Here is a 17,043-nt window from a genome sequence, read left to right as displayed (position 1 = left end):
AGAATAGTTATAGATGTCAATGTAATCATAAGTGCATTATTGTTTCCTCAAACTAAACCAGAAACATCACCATGCCATCCAACTTCGACTTTTTAAAACCCGACTTTCCCCAAATCTACGAAAGCGCTACCCGTGTCGAAACCCTCGCCCTAACTGATAGCCGCGCCTGTTGCTTCTATGCCCGTTATACCCTAGAACAAGCCGTTATTTGGCTCTATGATCATGACCCCTATTTAAAACTACCCTACGATAATAATTTAGGGGCATTAATCCACGAACAAACCTTCAAAGATAACCTACCTCCTAACCTTTTCCCCAAAGTTCGCATCATCCACAAAATGGGCAATAATGCCGCCCACCGTACCGAAAAAATTAGTCAAAAAGACGCCGATTATATTACTCAAGAATTATTCCATTTTCTCTATTGGCTTTGTCGCTACTACTCCCCCAACGGTAAAAACCTCCCTCAACTCCAATTCATTCCCCCCTTATTAAGGGAAGTTAGGGGGGATCAAAAAACCCTTACCCAACTGCAAAAATTAGAGCAAGAATTATCCCAAGCGCAAGAAATTGCCAGAATTGCCAAAAAAACACAGCAACAAACAGAAGCAGAATATAACCAAATTAAAGCAGAAATTAGTCAACTCAAACAGGCAAATAGTACCGTTAAAGATCACCATGACTATAACGAAATTGATACCCGTAAATACTTAATTGATGTATTACTTAAAGAAATGGGTTGGGATTTAACTCAACCCCATTTTACCGAATATGAAATTACCGGAATGCCCAAAGCCGTTAACCCCACAGGTAAAGGCTATATTGATTATGTATTATGGGATGATAACGGCTTACCCCTGGCTATTATTGAAGCGAAACGTACCCAAAAAGACGCAAATCTAGGTAAACAACAAGCCCAACTTTATGCTAACTGTTTAGAAAAACAATTTAACCAGCGCCCGATTATTTTCTACAGTAACGGCTATCAAACCTATCTCTGGGATGATGGCAACTATCCCCCTCGCCTGGTGGAAGGCTTCTTAAAAAAAGATGAATTACAAAGAATAATTTATCGCCGCAGTCACCGAAAACCCCTTGAGATTGTTTTACCGAATCCAGAAATAGCCGGAAGAAGCTACCAACTCGAAGCCCTGAAACGAGTTACCGAAACCTTTGAGAAAAAAGCCCGGAAAGCCTTGCTCGTCATGGCAACAGGCACAGGAAAAACCCGAACAGCCATCGCCCTAATTGATATATTAACTAGAGCTAATTGGATTAAAAGAGTCTTATTTTTAGCTGACCGTACCTCTTTAATCACCCAAGCTAAAAGAGCAATTCAGAAACACTTACCCCACGCCACCGCCATAGACTTAACCCAAGAAAAAGACGTAAGCGGTGCAGATATCATCCTCTCCACCTATCCAACGATGATGAATCGCATCAACAACGATATTCTTTTTTCTCCGACTAGCAGAGGGAGTGAGGTTAAAACCTTTGGAGTGGGTTATTTCGACTTAATTATTATAGATGAAGCCCATCGCAGTATTTACCAAAAATATCAAGCCCTTTTTACCTATTTCGATGCTTTATTAATCGGTTTAACCGCCACTCCCAGAAATGAAATTAACCGAGATACCTACGGCATTTTTGAATTAGAAGCGGGAAATCCTACTTTTGCTTATGAATTACAAGATGCGATCGCCGATGGCTATTTAGTGCCTCCGACGGGTATCAATGTCCCGTTTAAATTTTTGCGGAGTGGGGTGAAATATGTTGATCTGACCCCCGAAGAAAAATTAGAATATGAAGAAAAATTCTATAATGAAGAAACAGGGGAAATCCCCAAGGAAATTAACGTCGCCGCCCTGAATCGTTGGTTATTTAATATTGATACGGTGGATAAAGCTTTAGAAATTCTCATGGATTGGGGTTTAAAAATTCATCAGGGCGATCGCCTCGGTAAAACGATTATTTTCGCCCGAAATCATCAACACGCCCAATTTATTGAAGAAAGATTTAACTATAACTATCCCCAATATAAAGGCAAATTTGCCCGTGTGATCGACAGTCACGATAATTATGCTCAAAGTCTACTTGATGATTTTTCAGACGCGGAAAAAGACCCCATGATAGCGATTTCTGTGGATATGTTAGACACGGGGGTAGATGTACCAGAAGTGGTGAATTTAATGTTTTTTAAACCTGTTTACTCCGAGGTAAAATTTAATCAAATGATCGGCAGAGGCACTCGTTTATGCCCTAATTTATTCGGATTTGGCAAGGATAAAACGGAATTTTTAATATTTGATTTATGCGATAATATTGCTTATTTTAGTCAAGAAATCACCGAAAAAGAACAATCCCCAGCGCAATCATTACAAACTCGACTTTTAAAAGCAAAATTAGAGTTATGGGACTGTTTAAATACCGCAGAAACTACAACCCTTGTGAATCAACCTCAAAATCGCGTTAAAGAGTCTCAAGCGTCCTATACTGTCGTTAAAAGCAATAATCTCAAGGAAAAAATACTAGATGAATTATATCAACACGTTGCCAGTATGGAAGACAATAATTTTCTAGTGCGTCGTCACTTAGAAACCGTTTTAATGTTCCGTAAACGGGAAAAATGGTATAATTTAAACCCAGAGGATCGGCAAGTTATTGTTAATACCCTCATCCCCCTCCCCAATACTTTACCCGTAGAAAATCCTCGGATTAAAAACTTTGATTTGCTGTGTCTAAAAATTCAGTTAGCCATCCTCAAAAATAGCCAAGATTTTGAAAGATTACGGGATCAAGTCAGGGATTTATTAACTTATTTAGAAGCTAAAAAAACGATTCCTATTGTTAAGGATAAATTGAATTTAATTGAACAAGTCCAGACTGAAATATGGTGGCAAGATGTGACGGTTTATTTAGTAGAAGAAATGAGGCTAAATCTGCGGAATTTAATGGTGTTGATTGATCAACAAGATGAAACAATGATCTATACTGATTTTGAGGATGAATTAGGGGAGTTAGAAATCTTAGAAGTCCCTAACCGTCAAATCGGTTTCAGCCCCTATCAATACCGTAAAAAAGTAGAAAGCTATATTTTAGCCCATCAAGATCATATTGCGATCGCTAAGTTAAAAAGAAATTTATCTTTAACAAACACTGATTTACAGGAATTAGAAAAAATGTTATTTACCTCAGAAGCAATCGAATCTAAGGATAAATTTGAGTTAGTCTATGGTAAAAATATTAACCTGAAAATTTTTATTTTGGACTTGGTGGGTTTAGACAGAAATACCGCTAAACAAGCTTTTAGTAAATATTTGGAAAATAATAATCTCAATGCTAATCAAATTCGTTTTATTGAACAAATTATTAACTGGTTAACCCAAAATGGGGTTATGAATCCCTCTCTTTTGTATGAATCCCCTTTTACTGATATTCACACCGAAGGATTAGATGGAGTTTTTAACCAGGAGGATGCTAATAATATTGTTACCATCATTTGCTCTTTTGATCAACCGATAGAAACAACCTACTCTGCTTAATTGAAAGACACAGATTTTGAATACAAATCATTTAGAATTACTATCTATATATAGAAAGCGAAAAGGTGGGAGCGTCCTCGTTTTCTTACAGTGATAGGTTAAAATAGGTAATATTAAAATAGGTGTTAGGTGGTGCGATCGCGGCGATCTCCGTACCGTAGTGGTGCGTGCGCGGAGCTTACGCACCCTACGGTTGATCAAAATGATTGTTCTAATTTTTAATTAGCGATCGCCTTTAAGGGGTACTTAAGACTTAAAATACTCAAACCCAATCTTCCATCTGTAATATTAAAACACGGCATCAAGAATTATGAGACTCCCTAAATTTATCTCAACAGAAAATTTTGCTAGGATAGTTATTATTTTGCTCCTAATTTCGGTTATAGGCGCTGTCTTTGGGAACTGGTCAGATGCCCTTAAAAAGGGATTAATAGGATTTTGGATTGTTATTCCACCTCTTTGAACTTCTAAGCAAAATATTACATCTATCTTATCAATAAACGACTTGATCAGAGAATATCTCAGTTACGGTATGAATATAGGGAAAAAACACTTTATAATGTTCTGGACTCAAACTATAATAAAGTTCCCAAAGCAGAGAATTTAACATATCCTGTACCAACTCCCAACTTACATTTAATCGGGGATATAAAATGACAGATATCGGAAATAACTCTTCTTGAATGGGTCGCAAACTGCCTTCTAAAACGCACAAGCATAAATAAATTTGAAAAAGTTCAACATCTCGAATACTAGAATAGTGAACCATAGCATTTCCTAAATTGCCACTGATGCTCCGATAGCCGGGATGTAAATGACAAACTCGGTTATAAACATTGTGGGCAATTGTTGTTGTTTGAGACAGTAATTGTTGTACAGCAATTAATGCTTCTGAATCTGCTTTATGGGTAGCCGCTAAGGCATGAACTTCGGCAATAGGAGCATGAAGATAATCTTCTACAGCTTTGAAATACAGTACAAAAATAGAGCGGGATTTTAGGGGAATCCAATCTAATAAAATTTTGCCTACATAGTTAAATTCCATTGCTAAGACCGCTAGAAATACAGCACTTCTACTGGAATATTTACGGCGAATAGCAATAATTTCTCGACCGACTAAAACCGATAATCGGGAAGGATATTCATATTGAGCATAAGCTTCTATGGTTTTTCGATACAGATGACAAGTATCTTGAATAATTTCTTTGGTTTCAATTAACTCTAAAAAAAATTGATGAGATTGAAGATAAGATCCGAGTACCCCATCAATTTTGTTCCAGGCAATTTCCCCGGCTACCTTTAACATTTGTAAAAGCTGAGAAACAATCCGAGAACGCTGTTCATCAAACTCGGTAATATCAACTTGTTGATTGGCTTCAATGTTTACCGATGAAGGAGATGGGTTGGGACTCCAAATCATTGAGTAATATTGTTTTGCCCATTCAACTGCCATTAAGGTCATCATTTCAGAAGACTTAGAACTGGGGTTTTCATCCCGGCATTCTCCTGATACAATAGACTCAGAACAAGATGTTTGATCTAAAATAGTAAAAATTTTAGAGGCATCTTGATTACAGTTGCCGACGGGTGAACCTTCGTATTCGGGTTTCATCTTTACTTCCCTTTTGCAGACACCTATTAAACAATAACTCAGGTCAGTGGTGGGTTGTTGACATTGAATCCAGCGCTCACTTGCCTTTGTAAATTCCCCTTTGCTTATGCCAATGCAGTAGCTAGAGAGTCATAATTTCTTAAGACTCTCTTAACTTAGATTTAAGTATCCGTTTAAGGCTAGATCCTCTCAAAATTAGAGGCATAAACCTAATAAAACGGGGTTTGAGTTCAATATAAAGAATTGTACACCTTAGACAGACTGAACTCTTTTAACTCCTGTTTTAGAGAAAAGTATCTGGTGCATCAGAATGGATGTCAGTCCCGGTATTAGATTTACCGAGAAAAAGGTTTAAATCTAGCTTGACTTTGAATTATACCATAATCTTCTTGATGGATAGACCCTGGCAAGGCAAATATTAAAATATTATGAAGATTAGTTTTTCTAATCTTTGACCAAACTCCATTTTTAATCAAATACAGAACTGTCTGATCGGGGAAATAAGCTGAATAAAGCTGATTTTTTCCTCAGTGTAAGTATTTTACTGCATCGATTAACTAAAATAGAAAAACAAATATCCTAGTTTGACAAGTTGTCGTAATCTATGCCTAACGCCCCCGCTATTGTCACCAGCTTGATTGTCGCAGTTTGGATCGCTGCGATCGCGATTCTCACTGTTCAAAATGCCAGCCCCATTTCGTTGAAGTTCCTCTTTTTTGAGTCTATTCAACTCCCCGTTGGTGTGATTCTAGCCTTCAGTGGGGTGAGTGGTCTTCTCGGAGCCGCCTTATTCAAACCCATAGCAGAGTTAGGAGAGGGGAGAGAGGGGGAAAGGGGGAGATAGGGGAAGAAGAACACTGACGTTAGATCTACACCCTACAGCCCTATTTTCGTTGGAATAGCTGACACAACTCAATAACATGGGTTTGCAGGGTTGAACGTTCGTCTGCGCCGCCTTTAAGATCAGCTTCAAGTTGAAGTAACAAAGGTAAGCTGTGTTGTAGTTGATTTAGGGTGAGGGTTTGTACTTCTTTTTGCAGAAAAAAGACACGGTTGGGGTTGCCAATTTCGGCGGTTTTGGCAATTTCCTGTTTATCCCTAACTCCGGTTTCCATCATTAATTTAATCCATAACCACGTGCGAAATTGACTGACTAAAGTGGCGACAATTTTTAATCCCGGTTCATTGTGTTGGAGTAACTCTGTAATTAACTCTAAGGCTTGACTGGTTTGTCCGGCTTTAATACAAGTGGCAAGTTTTAAGCTATTTTGAGTATTAGCCTGAACTAATAAGGAAATTTGCTCAAGGCTGAGGGGTTGATGAGAATTCCCAGCAAATAGCTTGAGTTTTTCCAATTCGTTATAGAGTTGTCGAGTATCATTTCCAACTAACTCTGCTAATAAAGTAATCCCATTAGGACTCAAATTGACCCCACGTTCCGTTGCTAAAGTTTTAACGTGCTGTTCTAATTTATCGATTTCCCAAGGTTTAATTCGAGAAAATTCTCGCAATTCTCCTTTAGATTTGTCAATATATTTCTTGAGTAATGTTGTGGACTTTAACCGACCGTCGGGTTTGTTAGAACCCGTTAAAAGCAACGTTGTCGTATCGGGGATCACCGAAAGGGTGCGTTCTAACTCTTGATAAACGTCCGTTGGACATTGCTGGAATAGGGAAGTATCCACTAACCAAACGAAGCGTCCACCAAACCCAAAAGGAGGAGTCATGGCTTGATTAAGTCCCATAATCACAGAATTTTGTTGATCGGACAGAATTCTGTCAAAATTAAAACTAGCCCAACTGGGATCAAGGACGGACTCCCGCAATCGTTCAACCGCTTGCATTAAAGCAAAGTCATCGTCTCCCCAGTAGAGGTGGATAGGCATAATAACTTAATTTTTTCAAAAGAGGCGATTAAAATTGGACGATACTTATCAAGTTTATGTGAATCGGGTCGCGCGATTAACGCTGCCAGAATCCTATCACTCTCAGCTTGAGTATATTCAGGAGTCCCCTAAGTTTAAGCCTGACTCCCAGGGTAAACACCAAGCTGTGCCTTTTCCGGGTTATAGTATTATCACTCCTCCGGCTGAAGATGATGGGGACAATGGAGAATTTTATCAGAATCTCCAAACTTGTCAGCAGCAACTGAGTGAAAAGTTCGATCCCAATTTTTGGATTCCGATTCCCCAGGAAAGTTTACACTTTACCTTAGCGGATTTGATTTGGGATAGTGCTTATCGAGATGTCAGTAAAGATGATCCCAGTTTTGATCCGAAGTTACATGAAGCGATCACTCAATCGTTTCAAAGTTTTCAATCGACGCCTATTCCCCAGGGAATTCGTTGGCAAATTTTCGGTTTTATGTTAATGCCAAGGGCGATCGCCGTTTGTCTGGTTCCCCGTGATCAAGAGTCTTATCAAAAAACAACTGAATTCCGGCGTGCTATCTATCAAAATCCCAGTTTAATTCCATTAGGTGTCGATCAACAATATTATTTAACGGCTCACATCACATTGGGTTATTTCGGAACAATTCCTGAAGATTTAGATCGGGGTCATTTTTGTAATATTCTCTCTTCTTTCAATCAACAATGGTTAGATTCAACTCAAGAAATTTGGGTTAAACGAGCAGAACTCCGCAAGTTTGATGACATGACTCGCTATTATCGAGAACCAGACTGGCCTGTTTTTAAATTTTAGACCTTAAGCGTTGTTGGTTGATGGTTAACCGTTAACTGTCAGCCAATAACAAACCATCCTTGAGAGCCAATGTTTATAGAAATTCATCCGATTCAATCCCAGAGTTTTGCAATTATTGATCAAGAAATTGGAGAACATTCGTTTAATTCGGCTGAATATGCGATTGTAAGACGAGTTATTCATAGCACGGCTGATTTTGAATTTTCCCAGTTAATTCGGTTTAGTCCAAATGGGATAGAACAGGGAATTTTAGCGTTAAAACAACGAGTTCCGATTATTGTTGATGTGGGAATGGTTAAACAAGGAGTCGCTAATTTAGTGGCTAAAACCTTTAATAATCCCTTAATTTGTGCGGTTGAAGCGGTATCGACTCCCTTGGCGGGTAAAACCCTCACCGAAACGGGATTAATTAAGGTTGTTCAAGAGTTTCCCCAGAGTATTATTGTGATTGGTAATGCTCCAACGGCGTTAATTTCCCTGTGTTCTTTAATTGAACAACAGTTAGTTTTTCCAAGTTTAGTCATTGGGGTTCCGGTGGGTTTTGTTTCTGTAGTCGAGTCTAAAATGATGTTAGCTGAAATGTCTGTTCCTCAAATTCGAGTGGAGGGAAGAAAAGGGGGTTCTCCGGTAGCAGCAGCTATTTTAAATGCTTTAATTGTTTTAGCTACCTCTGAAAAATAGGGTTCAATAAATATAAGAATTGTACATTAATTATTAATTTGAAATTCTATAATGATTTATGTTGTTGGTATTGGGTTAGATGGGAGATCAGGACTGAGTGAGTCTGTTCTTAATATCATTGCAGGTGCAACTGTATTAGTCGGAAGCGATCGCCATTTAAGTTATTTTCCTGAACATCTAGCTGCTCGTTTAATCTTAGGAGATTTAACAGAAATAATTGTTTCTATTCGTCAGCAATTAACAAGATGGGAGCTTGAAAAAAAACAATCTACTAATAATTATATTGTCATTTTAGTATCGGGTGATCCGTTATTTTTTGGATTAGGTCGTTTATTAATTGCTGAATTTCCGCCCGAACAATTAACCTTTTATCCCCATATTAGCTCGATTCAATTAGCCTTTAATCGGATTAAAATTCCTTGGCAAGATGCTCGAATTCTCAGTGTTCATGGTCGTTCAATGGAAACCTTAATTCAAGCTTTACAACAAGGGGTAGAAAAAATAGCAATTTTAACGGATAATCTGAATAATCCCTCGGCGATCGCTCAATTAATCAAGAGTTTAGATTTACCGAGTCGTTATCAATTTTGGGTCTGCGAAAATCTAGGGGGAAAGGATGAACGAGTCCAACAATGGCAGATAGAATCCTTAAAAAATCCAGAATTTTCTGCCTTAAATATTGTTATTTTATTACGTCAATCTGCTTCGGAAATAGAACCTTTAGATTTATCTAAAATCCCGACTTTTGGCATTCCTGATCAACTGTTTTTCAGTTATAGCGATCGCCCTGGACTGATGACAAAACGGGAAGTTAGGACTTTAGTATTAGGAGAACTTGCTTTACAGCCGAAACAAACGATTTGGGATATTGGAGCCGGGACGGGTTCAGTTTCGATAGAAATTGCCAGACTTTTTCCTGATTCTACAGTTTATTCTATTGAAAAAACAGCCGCCGGAACAACTTTAATTGAACAAAATCGCCAACGATTTAAAGTTAATAATGTCGTTTCTATTCATGGGGAAGCTCCCGAAATTTTACACCATTTACGTTCACCAAATCGGATTTTTATTGGGGGAAGCGGAAATAATTTAAGCGAAATATTGGGGATTTGCAGTATTCGTTTATCTCCGGGTGGTGTGATGGTTTTAGCTTTAGCAACCATTGAACATTTAAACACGGCGTTAAGCTGGTTAGACCAACGAAAACGCATTGAGCGCAGTTGGAGTTATCGAATGTTAACGGTACAATTATCCCGTTCTGTTCCCGTTGCTAATTTAACCCGTTTTTCTCCCCTCAACCCCGTGACCCTATTAACGATTTTTCACCATAGTTTATTTGCTTGATGAGGCTCAAAGAAAATGGCTGGAGTGCTTATAGTTTCGTTGGGAGCCCCGACATCCCTCTAGGTAAGGGTTCTGGCGATTTTAGAAAAAGGCAAAATTCCGTTTCAGCCTCTGACTTTTCTCAGCCTCGAAAATGCCTACTAGACAGCCGATGGTGTATGGGTTTAAAATAGGAGGACTCCCCACTCGTTGGGGAAATTAATTGATTGGAAACTTGATAGCTCGTTCCGCTGATAGTGGTTTCAACCATCTCCCCACTCGTTGGGGAAATTAATTGATTGGAAACCTGACAGCTTCAGGATTCTTTTAAGGATAACTACTCGATGGTCTCCCCACTCGTTGGGGAAATTAATTGATTGGAAACAAGCAGCAGCAGTCAAAATGGCAACGGTCGTGGTGATAACTTCTCCCCACTCGTTGGGGAAATTAATTGATTGGAAACCCTGGAGCTGCAGACCGTGTTTCCATGATTGAAGAGTTTATATCTCCCCACTCGTTGGGGAAATTAATTGATTGGAAACCTTCTGGTGTCCTCCGGTTAGCAGTGGATTAAGTCCTCTCCCCACTCGTTGGGGAAATTAATTGATTGGAAACAATATCCTGATGGACTAACTTCTACACACATTTCATCATTACTCCCCACTCGTTGGGGAAATTAATTGATTGGAAACTGTCTGGGTGATACCCCAGAACTAACCGCTTGTCCCCTTCTCCCCACTCGTTGGGGAAATTAATTGATTGGAAACTAGAATTGGTACCCGGCCTGGTACAACTCTGCAATCCAAGTCTTTACTCCCCACTCGTTGGGGAAATTAATTGATTGGAAACTTCATTCAAGTTTCCATAATTGAGAATATGAAATTAATACACTCCCCACTCGTTGGGGAAATTAATTGATTGGAAACAAATGCACCACCAAACAACTCGTCAAAGAGTACCATCTCCCCACTCGTTGGGGAAATTAATTGATTGGAAACAATATTCCCATCCGAGTTTAGTTGTCATCGTCTACGCCCCCCTCCCCACTCGTTGGGGAAATTAATTGATTGGAAACTTGGACGGACGCGATCGCAGCTTCCCACGTCGATTTGGCGGTCACTCCCCACTCGTTGGGGAAATTAATTGATTGGAAACGGTTCTGATTTGTACCCAGTCACCAATCGCATATTTACCTCCCCACTCGTTGGGGAAATTAATTGATTGGAAACTTAATTGCCTTAATCCGTGCGCTATCTTCTTTCAGTCTCCCCACTCGTTGGGGAAATTAATTGATTGGAAACAAGCACCAGCGCGAACAAAATATTAGATCAATTAAAACAACTCAATCTCCCCACTCGTTGGGGAAATTAATTGATTGGAAATGTTCAGTCACATGAGGGTAAACATACTCCCCACGCAACTTACCTCCCCACTCGTTGGGGAAATTAATTGATTGGAAATTTCAACTACCTGCTTACGCATGGTAGTTTCTCCTTCAGCATACTCCCCACTCGTTGGGGAAATTAATTGATTGGAAATTTGTACTATAAGGAACTAACTGATAATTGGTTCCTTATTTTACCTCCCCACTCGTTGGGGAAATTAATTGATTGGAAATCATACTGGTATGTACAGGATACCGCCCTTCAGTCGTCTCCCCACTCGTTGGGGAAATTAATTGATTGGAAATTGATGTTCGCTTGAGATTGTTTGGACAATCCTTTCTCTCCCCACTCGTTGGGGAAATTAATTGATTGGAAATTGGATTGCAACTGCACCAACACTCACGCCTTTGATAACATTCACTCCCCACTCGTTGGGGAAATTAATTGATTGGAAATATGTCCATTCAACACATGTATCCCGGTTTTTAGCCCTCCCCACTCGTTGGGGAAATTAATTGATTGGAAACAAGAGTCCCCTGTAGAGACGTTGCATGCAACGTCTCTACAGGGGTTTAGGGAATAATCTGTAGCGCTGATTTAAGAATGGAATATTAATGAATTGGAAACCCAATATTTTCTAAATCTCCCTTTATCTATCGTTTAAATCGTTGTTTAATTTTTAACCATTCATCCTCTAACAACGTATTTAAAACAGGAACAACAATTAAACTTAATAAAGTCGAAGTCATTAACCCCCCAATAATAGCAACAGCCATCGGTTGTCTTAATTCTGCTCCGGCGCCTAATCCTAATGCAATGGGTAACATTCCTAAAATCGTTGAGGCGGTGGTCATAATAATCGGTCTTAAACGCACAACTCCGGTTTCAATAATGGCATCATTTCGACTCATGCCTTTTTGACGAAGTTGGTTGACATAATCCATCAGAAGTAAGACATTTTTATCTAATAATCCTAATAGAAAAATTAACCCAATTAACGAGATAATTCCAAAGGCACTTTGAGTAATTAATAAGGCTAACATAGCCCCAACTAAACATAAGGGAAGGGTTAACCCCACCACCGCAGGTTCGACCCAACGACCAAATAATAGGAATAGTAACCCCAACATACAAACCACAGAAAACAGCAGCGTTACCAGAAAACTATTTAAAACTTGACCAATTCTGGCAGAATCTCCAGTTAATTTTAAGGTTATCCCATTAGGAATTAAAGGTTTAGCAAGATTCAGAACTTGATTAGTGGCATCTCCTAATAATTGACCTTGGCTTAAATTAGCCGTAATATAAGCCGCCCGTTGACCATTAAAGCGTTCAATTTGGTTAATCTCATTGGATGTATTTTCTTCTCCCGTTGCTCGGACATCCACAAAACCGGGTAATTTTGCGACTTTTTCTTGCAGGGTTTTAGCAGTCTTTTTTAAAAGGTTAACATCATCTCCCACTAACACAATTTGTAAAGGTTTTTCATCTCCTGTTTCCACAAATTGTAAATCTTCCACACTCACCGTAACGTTATTAATAGAAGGTAAATTTTCTCTAATTTGATCTTGTGCTTCTAAGGTGGTGAGTTGACGATCATTTTTTAATTTTACATAAATTCTGCCTTTATTCGGTTGTCCTTTAATGCCAATAATAGTAAACGCTTCTTCCACATCAGGAGTATTTAAAACCACCTGTTCAATTTTGTTCCCCGTTGTCCGAGTTTTTCTCAGAAATAATTGAATAGGATTTCGAGCTAAATCAGTTAACCAATTAAACGCCCCAGGTTGTTGAAAAATATCCGTTTCTGCGGTTGGTGTATCGGTGGGGGTTTCTTTGGTTTGAGAATTATTTTGAACCTTAATATTAGAAATTTGAGGTAAAGGATAGGAATAATTAATCACAAATTCTCCTCGGTCTAATCGAGGTAAAAACCCTTGAGGAACTAAAGGAATTAAAGCTAAACCTGCTATAAAACTTAAAATAGCAATTAAAATAACCAGTTGACGATGGTGAAGTGACCATTGTAATAATCGACGATAGGTTTCGATGATAAGGTTAGATTGAGGATGATAATTTTCGGGTTTATTTTGAATCGGTTTTAACCAATACACGGCTAAAACTGGGGATAAAGTTCTAGCCACTAATAAAGAGATTAAAACCGCCGAAGAAATGGTTAAGGCAAAGGGTTTAAAAAACTGTCCTAACGCATCTCCCATAAAGGCAACGGGGAGAAAAACAGCCACAATTGTTAAGGTAGAAGCTGTCACCGTTAAACCAATTTCATCTGTTCCTTTAAGGGCGGCATCTCTGGGGTTTTCTCCCGCATCAATTAATCGGGCAATATTCTCCACATCAACAATAGCATCATCAATGACAATTCCAATCACTAACGCTAACGCTAATAGAGTAATGGTTTCTAAATTAAATCCCGCTATTGCCATTACAATACAAGTCCCTAATAACGATGTGGGAATGGCTAAGGCGGTGATGAAAGTAGCTCTTAAATTTCTTAAAAAAGGAAAAACAATGGCAATCGCTAAAATTATCGCTAATAAGAGTTCTTCAATTGTCGAATGGGTAGCTTTTCTAATATAATCCGCTTGAGTTTCTGCTAAATTTAGCTTGACATTTGGTAGGTTTTGTTGTATATTATTAATAACAGTTTCAACTTGATCTACAACTTCTAAGGTATTAGCATCACTGCGTTTGATCACCTGAACTGCTATAACATTTTCTCCCTGATATCGAACCAACGTTGGCGGGTCTTGAATTAAGGTTTGAGAACTGGATAAAGAAGCGATATCCGATGTTCCTTTCCGGGTTAATCCATCTCCTAATAAATTTACCTTGAGCACACCCGGTAAAGCGTTAAGTTGAGGAATAATTTCAGTTTTTGTTAGTTCTGTTAATTCTTTTAACGTTAGACTTTGACTTTGAATGGCGTAGGTAATGGCTGTTGATTCATTTAAGTTTAAGGGAATAACAGTATACGTTGTTTTCGTAGGGAATTGAATATTTTTTAAAGTTGTCTCTACCTGGTTTGTAGAAGATTCTAAACTCGTTCCGACTAAAAAAGCTAAACTGATAATACTTCGACCTGGATAAGTCGATGAGCGAAAATCATAAACTCCTTCAATAGATTTTACTTGATTTTCAATAGGTAAAGTCACCTTTAATTCCGTTTCTGTTGCGGTAGAAATCGGTGCAGTGGTACTGACGACAACCACCGGAAATGTCACCTCTGGAAATAAGGCATATTTGAGACTACTAAATGCCAGCATTCCTGCTATAATTACGCCAATCCAAAACCCAATCACAATTCGAGGATGAGCAATACAAACACGAGAAATATTAAACCGTTCTCGAACAGCAGGTTGTAGAGGAGACTGAATCATAGGGAATCTGGACAATTAATGAGCCTTAAACTATTTATTGTATCGTTAAGGGTTAATTTTGAAGGGTTAACCCTCAACATTCGTTTAGTTAAGCAATTGGGTCGCACAGTCAATGCCTACATCCACAAACTCATCAGGGGATTCTTTGGTTTTTTGAGCTTGAGTATAGAGCTTTAGAAATTGATCTAACCTATACTGAGATTGAAAGCGATTAATGGTACATTGACAAACAATTTTTGCCTGTTGTTCGGTTAAACCTTCCTGAACACTGCGTTGACTACAACCGTTTAGATAACCTTTAACAATTTCTTGCGGATATTGATATTTTGGCTTGGGTTGACTCGCATTATTTTGGGCAAAAGTCGAGAGCGGATAAAGTCCAAACCCCCAGAAGAATGTTAAAGAAAACAAACTAACAACAACAAGAGGATTGATAATATTCATAGAGAATTGGTTCTAAATCCTAGAATAACTTTCAATTTCCAATCCTAACGAGAACAAGACTCCCAGATGAATTGGCAACGTTTACAATTTAAACACAAATTCGGTCTCAAAATTTTACTCCTCAGCATTGTGGTGGTGTTGATTGTGTTGCTGAATCGTGTATTCCATCAAACTCAAGGGTTGTCTATGGCCTCTCAACAACCTGTGGATACATTTTTTGTCCTGGGGGGAAGTATTCGACGGGAAATGTATGTGACGCAACTGGCCAAACAAAATCCCGATATTCGCATTTTAATCTCAACGGGATCAGATGATCCTTGTATTGTAAAATTATTTGAACGCGAACAAGCATCAACGCAACAAGTTTGGTTAGAAAAGTGTGCAAAGTCTACCTTTGATAATTTTTTTTACAGTCAACCGATTCTCAGCCAATGGCACGCTCATCATGTTAAATTAATCACCTCTGGCACCCATTCACCCCGTGCAAAATGGATGGCTCAAATTTTGTTAGGATCTCATGGAATTTGGGTCGATGTAGAAACTGTAAAAGAAACGGGGGTTCCTGCTAATCGAGAATTATGGTTAAAAACAGGACTTGATCTCACCCGAACTGTTTTATGGGCCTTAGCCAGTCAAGTGATTCAACCGTCCTGTTCTAATTTTATTCAGCTTCAGGAAGTGAATCTTAAAAAGTGGTGTCAGGAAGAATTTAGTTGTGAATATCAAAGTGGTCTTAATCGGAAATCAATCTGTGAAGCTCAGAATTAAGATTTATTTTTTACAAGAAAGAGCTTGATTGAAGCAATTATATCTTAAAATAGAACAATCTAAGATCCATTCTCTTGAGTTAGCATGATTGATAATTCTTGTTGTTTGATTAAGTTATGTTAAAGTCATTAAAAATCGAAAATTTTCGATGTTTTTCCACGTTTGAGCTACAACAGCTTGGGCGGATTAATCTGTTAGTTGGAACTAATAATAGTGGGAAAACCTCTATTTTAGAAGCGATTCAACTTTTTTACAAACGAGATAGCCTAGAAGGTTTATCTGAAATTATGATCAGTCGAGGTGAATATCTTTGGAGTGATGAGGAACAAAAAACTCGTGAGCTTGATCTTCGCCATTTATTTTATGGTCATCAAATAAATTTAGGGAGTTCTTTCTCAATTTCTGGAGAATATGATGATTTTCGAGAAAATCTTTCGATTGTTATAGAACAAGATCAACAACTTCAATTATTTGATTATCTAAAAGATTTTGTCCTGTTGATCAAATGGCTGGGCAAAGAAAAGGGTAATTTAGAATTCCCCTTATCGTCTAATTTAGGTTTGTCTACAGATTTAATCAGAAGATTTCGTAGAAATCCTGTAAAATCAACACTAAAAACCCAATTTATTACCTCATCTTCTTTGAGAACTGAAACAATGATGGAGTTGTTTGATCAAGTTGTTTTAACCCCAGAAGAAGATTTGATTACAGACGCACTAAAAACCCTTGATCCTAAAATAGAACGAATTGCTGCCCTCGGTTCTGACAAAAATAGTTTCAGATCAAATAGAGGATTTGTTATTCGTTTATCGGATAGCGATCAACGCATTCCAATTGGAAGTATGGGAGATGGGATATGGAGAATTTTAGGTTTAACATTAGCCCTTGTCAATGCGAAAAATGGCGTTTTATTAGTTGATGAAATTGATACGGGATTACATTTTAGTGCCATGTCTGATATGTGGAAATTAGTCTGGAATACTGCCAAACGACTCAATATTCAAGTATTTGCTACAACTCATAATAGTGATTGTTGGACAAGTTTAGCTGATCTGGCTAATTCTGAAATCCTAGATGGAGATGGAATTAAAATTCATAGAATAGAGAAAAATAAACCCAACAGTATTGTTTTTAATGAAAATCAAATGGTAATTGCGGCTGAACGAGGGATTGAGGTACGATAAGAA

General features: G+C 38.2%; 11 protein-coding genes and 1 CRISPR repeat array. Of the genes, 7 read left to right on the top strand and 4 right to left on the bottom strand.

Features of this window, described 5'->3' with window-relative positions:
* Positions 1 to 71: 71 nt before the first annotated feature.
* Positions 72 to 3,542 carry a DEAD/DEAH box helicase family protein gene (locus IQ236_RS00560; RefSeq protein WP_193867480.1) on the top strand — a complete coding sequence of 1,157 codons (3,471 nt, stop codon included), beginning with the start codon at positions 72 to 74 and terminating at the stop codon, positions 3,540 to 3,542.
* Between the two features lie 493 nt (positions 3,543 to 4,035).
* Here the strand turns inward: IQ236_RS00560 and IQ236_RS00555 are convergent, their stop codons facing one another.
* Positions 4,036 to 5,154, bottom strand: coding sequence for a hypothetical protein (locus tag IQ236_RS00555; protein ID WP_193867479.1), 1,119 nt, complete (start codon positions 5,152 to 5,154; stop codon positions 4,036 to 4,038).
* 604 nt (positions 5,155 to 5,758) lie between these two features.
* Between IQ236_RS00555 and IQ236_RS00550 the strand changes: the two genes are divergently transcribed.
* A complete protein-coding gene (locus tag IQ236_RS00550) occupies positions 5,759 to 5,998 on the top strand; it encodes a lipopolysaccharide assembly protein LapA domain-containing protein (protein WP_193867478.1) in 240 nt (79 codons plus the stop codon).
* A gap of 40 nt (positions 5,999 to 6,038) precedes the next feature.
* Here IQ236_RS00550 and holA read toward each other — a convergent pair whose 3' ends face one another.
* Positions 6,039 to 7,040 (bottom strand): DNA polymerase III subunit delta, encoded by a 1,002-nt coding sequence (gene holA / locus IQ236_RS00545; protein ID WP_193867477.1) that lies wholly within the window; start codon positions 7,038 to 7,040, stop codon positions 6,039 to 6,041.
* 34 nt (positions 7,041 to 7,074) lie between these two features.
* Between holA and IQ236_RS00540 the strand changes: the two genes are divergently transcribed.
* The 3 genes from IQ236_RS00540 (at position 7,075) to cbiE (ending at position 9,882) form a co-directional block, all read left to right on the top strand.
* A complete protein-coding gene (locus IQ236_RS00540) occupies positions 7,075 to 7,857 on the top strand; it encodes a DUF1868 domain-containing protein (RefSeq protein ID WP_193867476.1) in 783 nt (260 codons plus the stop codon).
* Positions 7,858 to 7,926: 69 nt separating this feature from the next.
* Positions 7,927 to 8,538, top strand: coding sequence for a cobalt-precorrin-8X methylmutase (locus IQ236_RS00535; protein ID WP_193867475.1), 612 nt, complete (start codon positions 7,927 to 7,929; stop codon positions 8,536 to 8,538).
* A gap of 48 nt (positions 8,539 to 8,586) precedes the next feature.
* The gene (gene cbiE / locus IQ236_RS00530; RefSeq protein ID WP_322744060.1) at positions 8,587 to 9,882 is read left to right on the top strand and encodes a precorrin-6y C5,15-methyltransferase (decarboxylating) subunit CbiE; all 1,296 of its coding nucleotides are present in this window, start codon (positions 8,587 to 8,589) and stop codon (positions 9,880 to 9,882) included.
* A gap of 178 nt (positions 9,883 to 10,060) precedes the next feature.
* A CRISPR array of direct repeats spans positions 10,061 to 11,773; the repeat unit is 36 nt; unit sequence CTCCCCACTCGTTGGGGAAATTAATTGATTGGAAAC.
* 126 nt (positions 11,774 to 11,899) lie between these two features.
* On the opposite strand, the gene IQ236_RS00525 is transcribed toward cbiE, so the two are convergent.
* Together IQ236_RS00525 and IQ236_RS00520 are read right to left on the bottom strand one after the other, a co-directional pair.
* Complete coding sequence (locus tag IQ236_RS00525) at positions 11,900 to 14,644, bottom strand: efflux RND transporter permease subunit (RefSeq protein WP_193867473.1); 2,745 nt, start codon at positions 14,642 to 14,644, stop codon at positions 11,900 to 11,902.
* Between the two features lie 84 nt (positions 14,645 to 14,728).
* The gene (locus tag IQ236_RS00520; RefSeq protein WP_193867472.1) at positions 14,729 to 15,088 is read right to left on the bottom strand and encodes a hypothetical protein; all 360 of its coding nucleotides are present in this window, start codon (positions 15,086 to 15,088) and stop codon (positions 14,729 to 14,731) included.
* A 66-nt stretch (positions 15,089 to 15,154) separates the two neighbouring features.
* Here IQ236_RS00520 and IQ236_RS00515 point away from each other — a divergent pair, with 66 nt between their 5' ends.
* Together IQ236_RS00515 and IQ236_RS00510 are read left to right on the top strand one after the other, a co-directional pair.
* Positions 15,155 to 15,856 (top strand): YdcF family protein, encoded by a 702-nt coding sequence (locus tag IQ236_RS00515; RefSeq protein ID WP_193867471.1) that lies wholly within the window; start codon positions 15,155 to 15,157, stop codon positions 15,854 to 15,856.
* Between the two features lie 116 nt (positions 15,857 to 15,972).
* Positions 15,973 to 17,040: an AAA family ATPase gene (locus IQ236_RS00510; protein WP_193867470.1), complete on the top strand. Its 1,068-nt coding sequence runs from the start codon at positions 15,973 to 15,975 to the stop codon at positions 17,038 to 17,040.
* Positions 17,041 to 17,043 lie beyond the last annotated feature (3 nt).

The organism is Planktothrix mougeotii LEGE 06226, from assembly GCF_015207485.1.
Lineage (GTDB): Bacteria > Cyanobacteriota > Cyanobacteriia > Cyanobacteriales > Microcoleaceae > Planktothrix.
The sequence above is the reverse complement of the archived record's forward strand: the minus strand, read 5'-3'. Positions and strand labels throughout refer to the sequence as shown.

What these genes read in the sequence shown, in the direction of transcription:
- IQ236_RS00560 (WP_193867480.1), top strand. Translation starts at nt 72, where the DNA reads ATGCCATCCAACTTCGACTTTTTAAAACCCGACTTTCCCCAAATCTAC.
- IQ236_RS00555 (WP_193867479.1), bottom strand. Translation starts at nt 5,154, where the DNA reads ATGAAACCCGAATACGAAGGTTCACCCGTCGGCAACTGTAATCAAGAT.
- IQ236_RS00550 (WP_193867478.1), top strand. Translation starts at nt 5,759, where the DNA reads ATGCCTAACGCCCCCGCTATTGTCACCAGCTTGATTGTCGCAGTTTGG.
- holA (WP_193867477.1), bottom strand. Translation starts at nt 7,040, where the DNA reads ATGCCTATCCACCTCTACTGGGGAGACGATGACTTTGCTTTAATGCAA.
- IQ236_RS00535 (WP_193867475.1), top strand. Translation starts at nt 7,927, where the DNA reads ATGTTTATAGAAATTCATCCGATTCAATCCCAGAGTTTTGCAATTATT.
- IQ236_RS00525 (WP_193867473.1), bottom strand. Translation starts at nt 14,644, where the DNA reads ATGATTCAGTCTCCTCTACAACCTGCTGTTCGAGAACGGTTTAATATT.
- IQ236_RS00520 (WP_193867472.1), bottom strand. Translation starts at nt 15,088, where the DNA reads ATGAATATTATCAATCCTCTTGTTGTTGTTAGTTTGTTTTCTTTAACA.
- IQ236_RS00515 (WP_193867471.1), top strand. Translation starts at nt 15,155, where the DNA reads ATGAATTGGCAACGTTTACAATTTAAACACAAATTCGGTCTCAAAATT.
- IQ236_RS00510 (WP_193867470.1), top strand. Translation starts at nt 15,973, where the DNA reads ATGTTAAAGTCATTAAAAATCGAAAATTTTCGATGTTTTTCCACGTTT.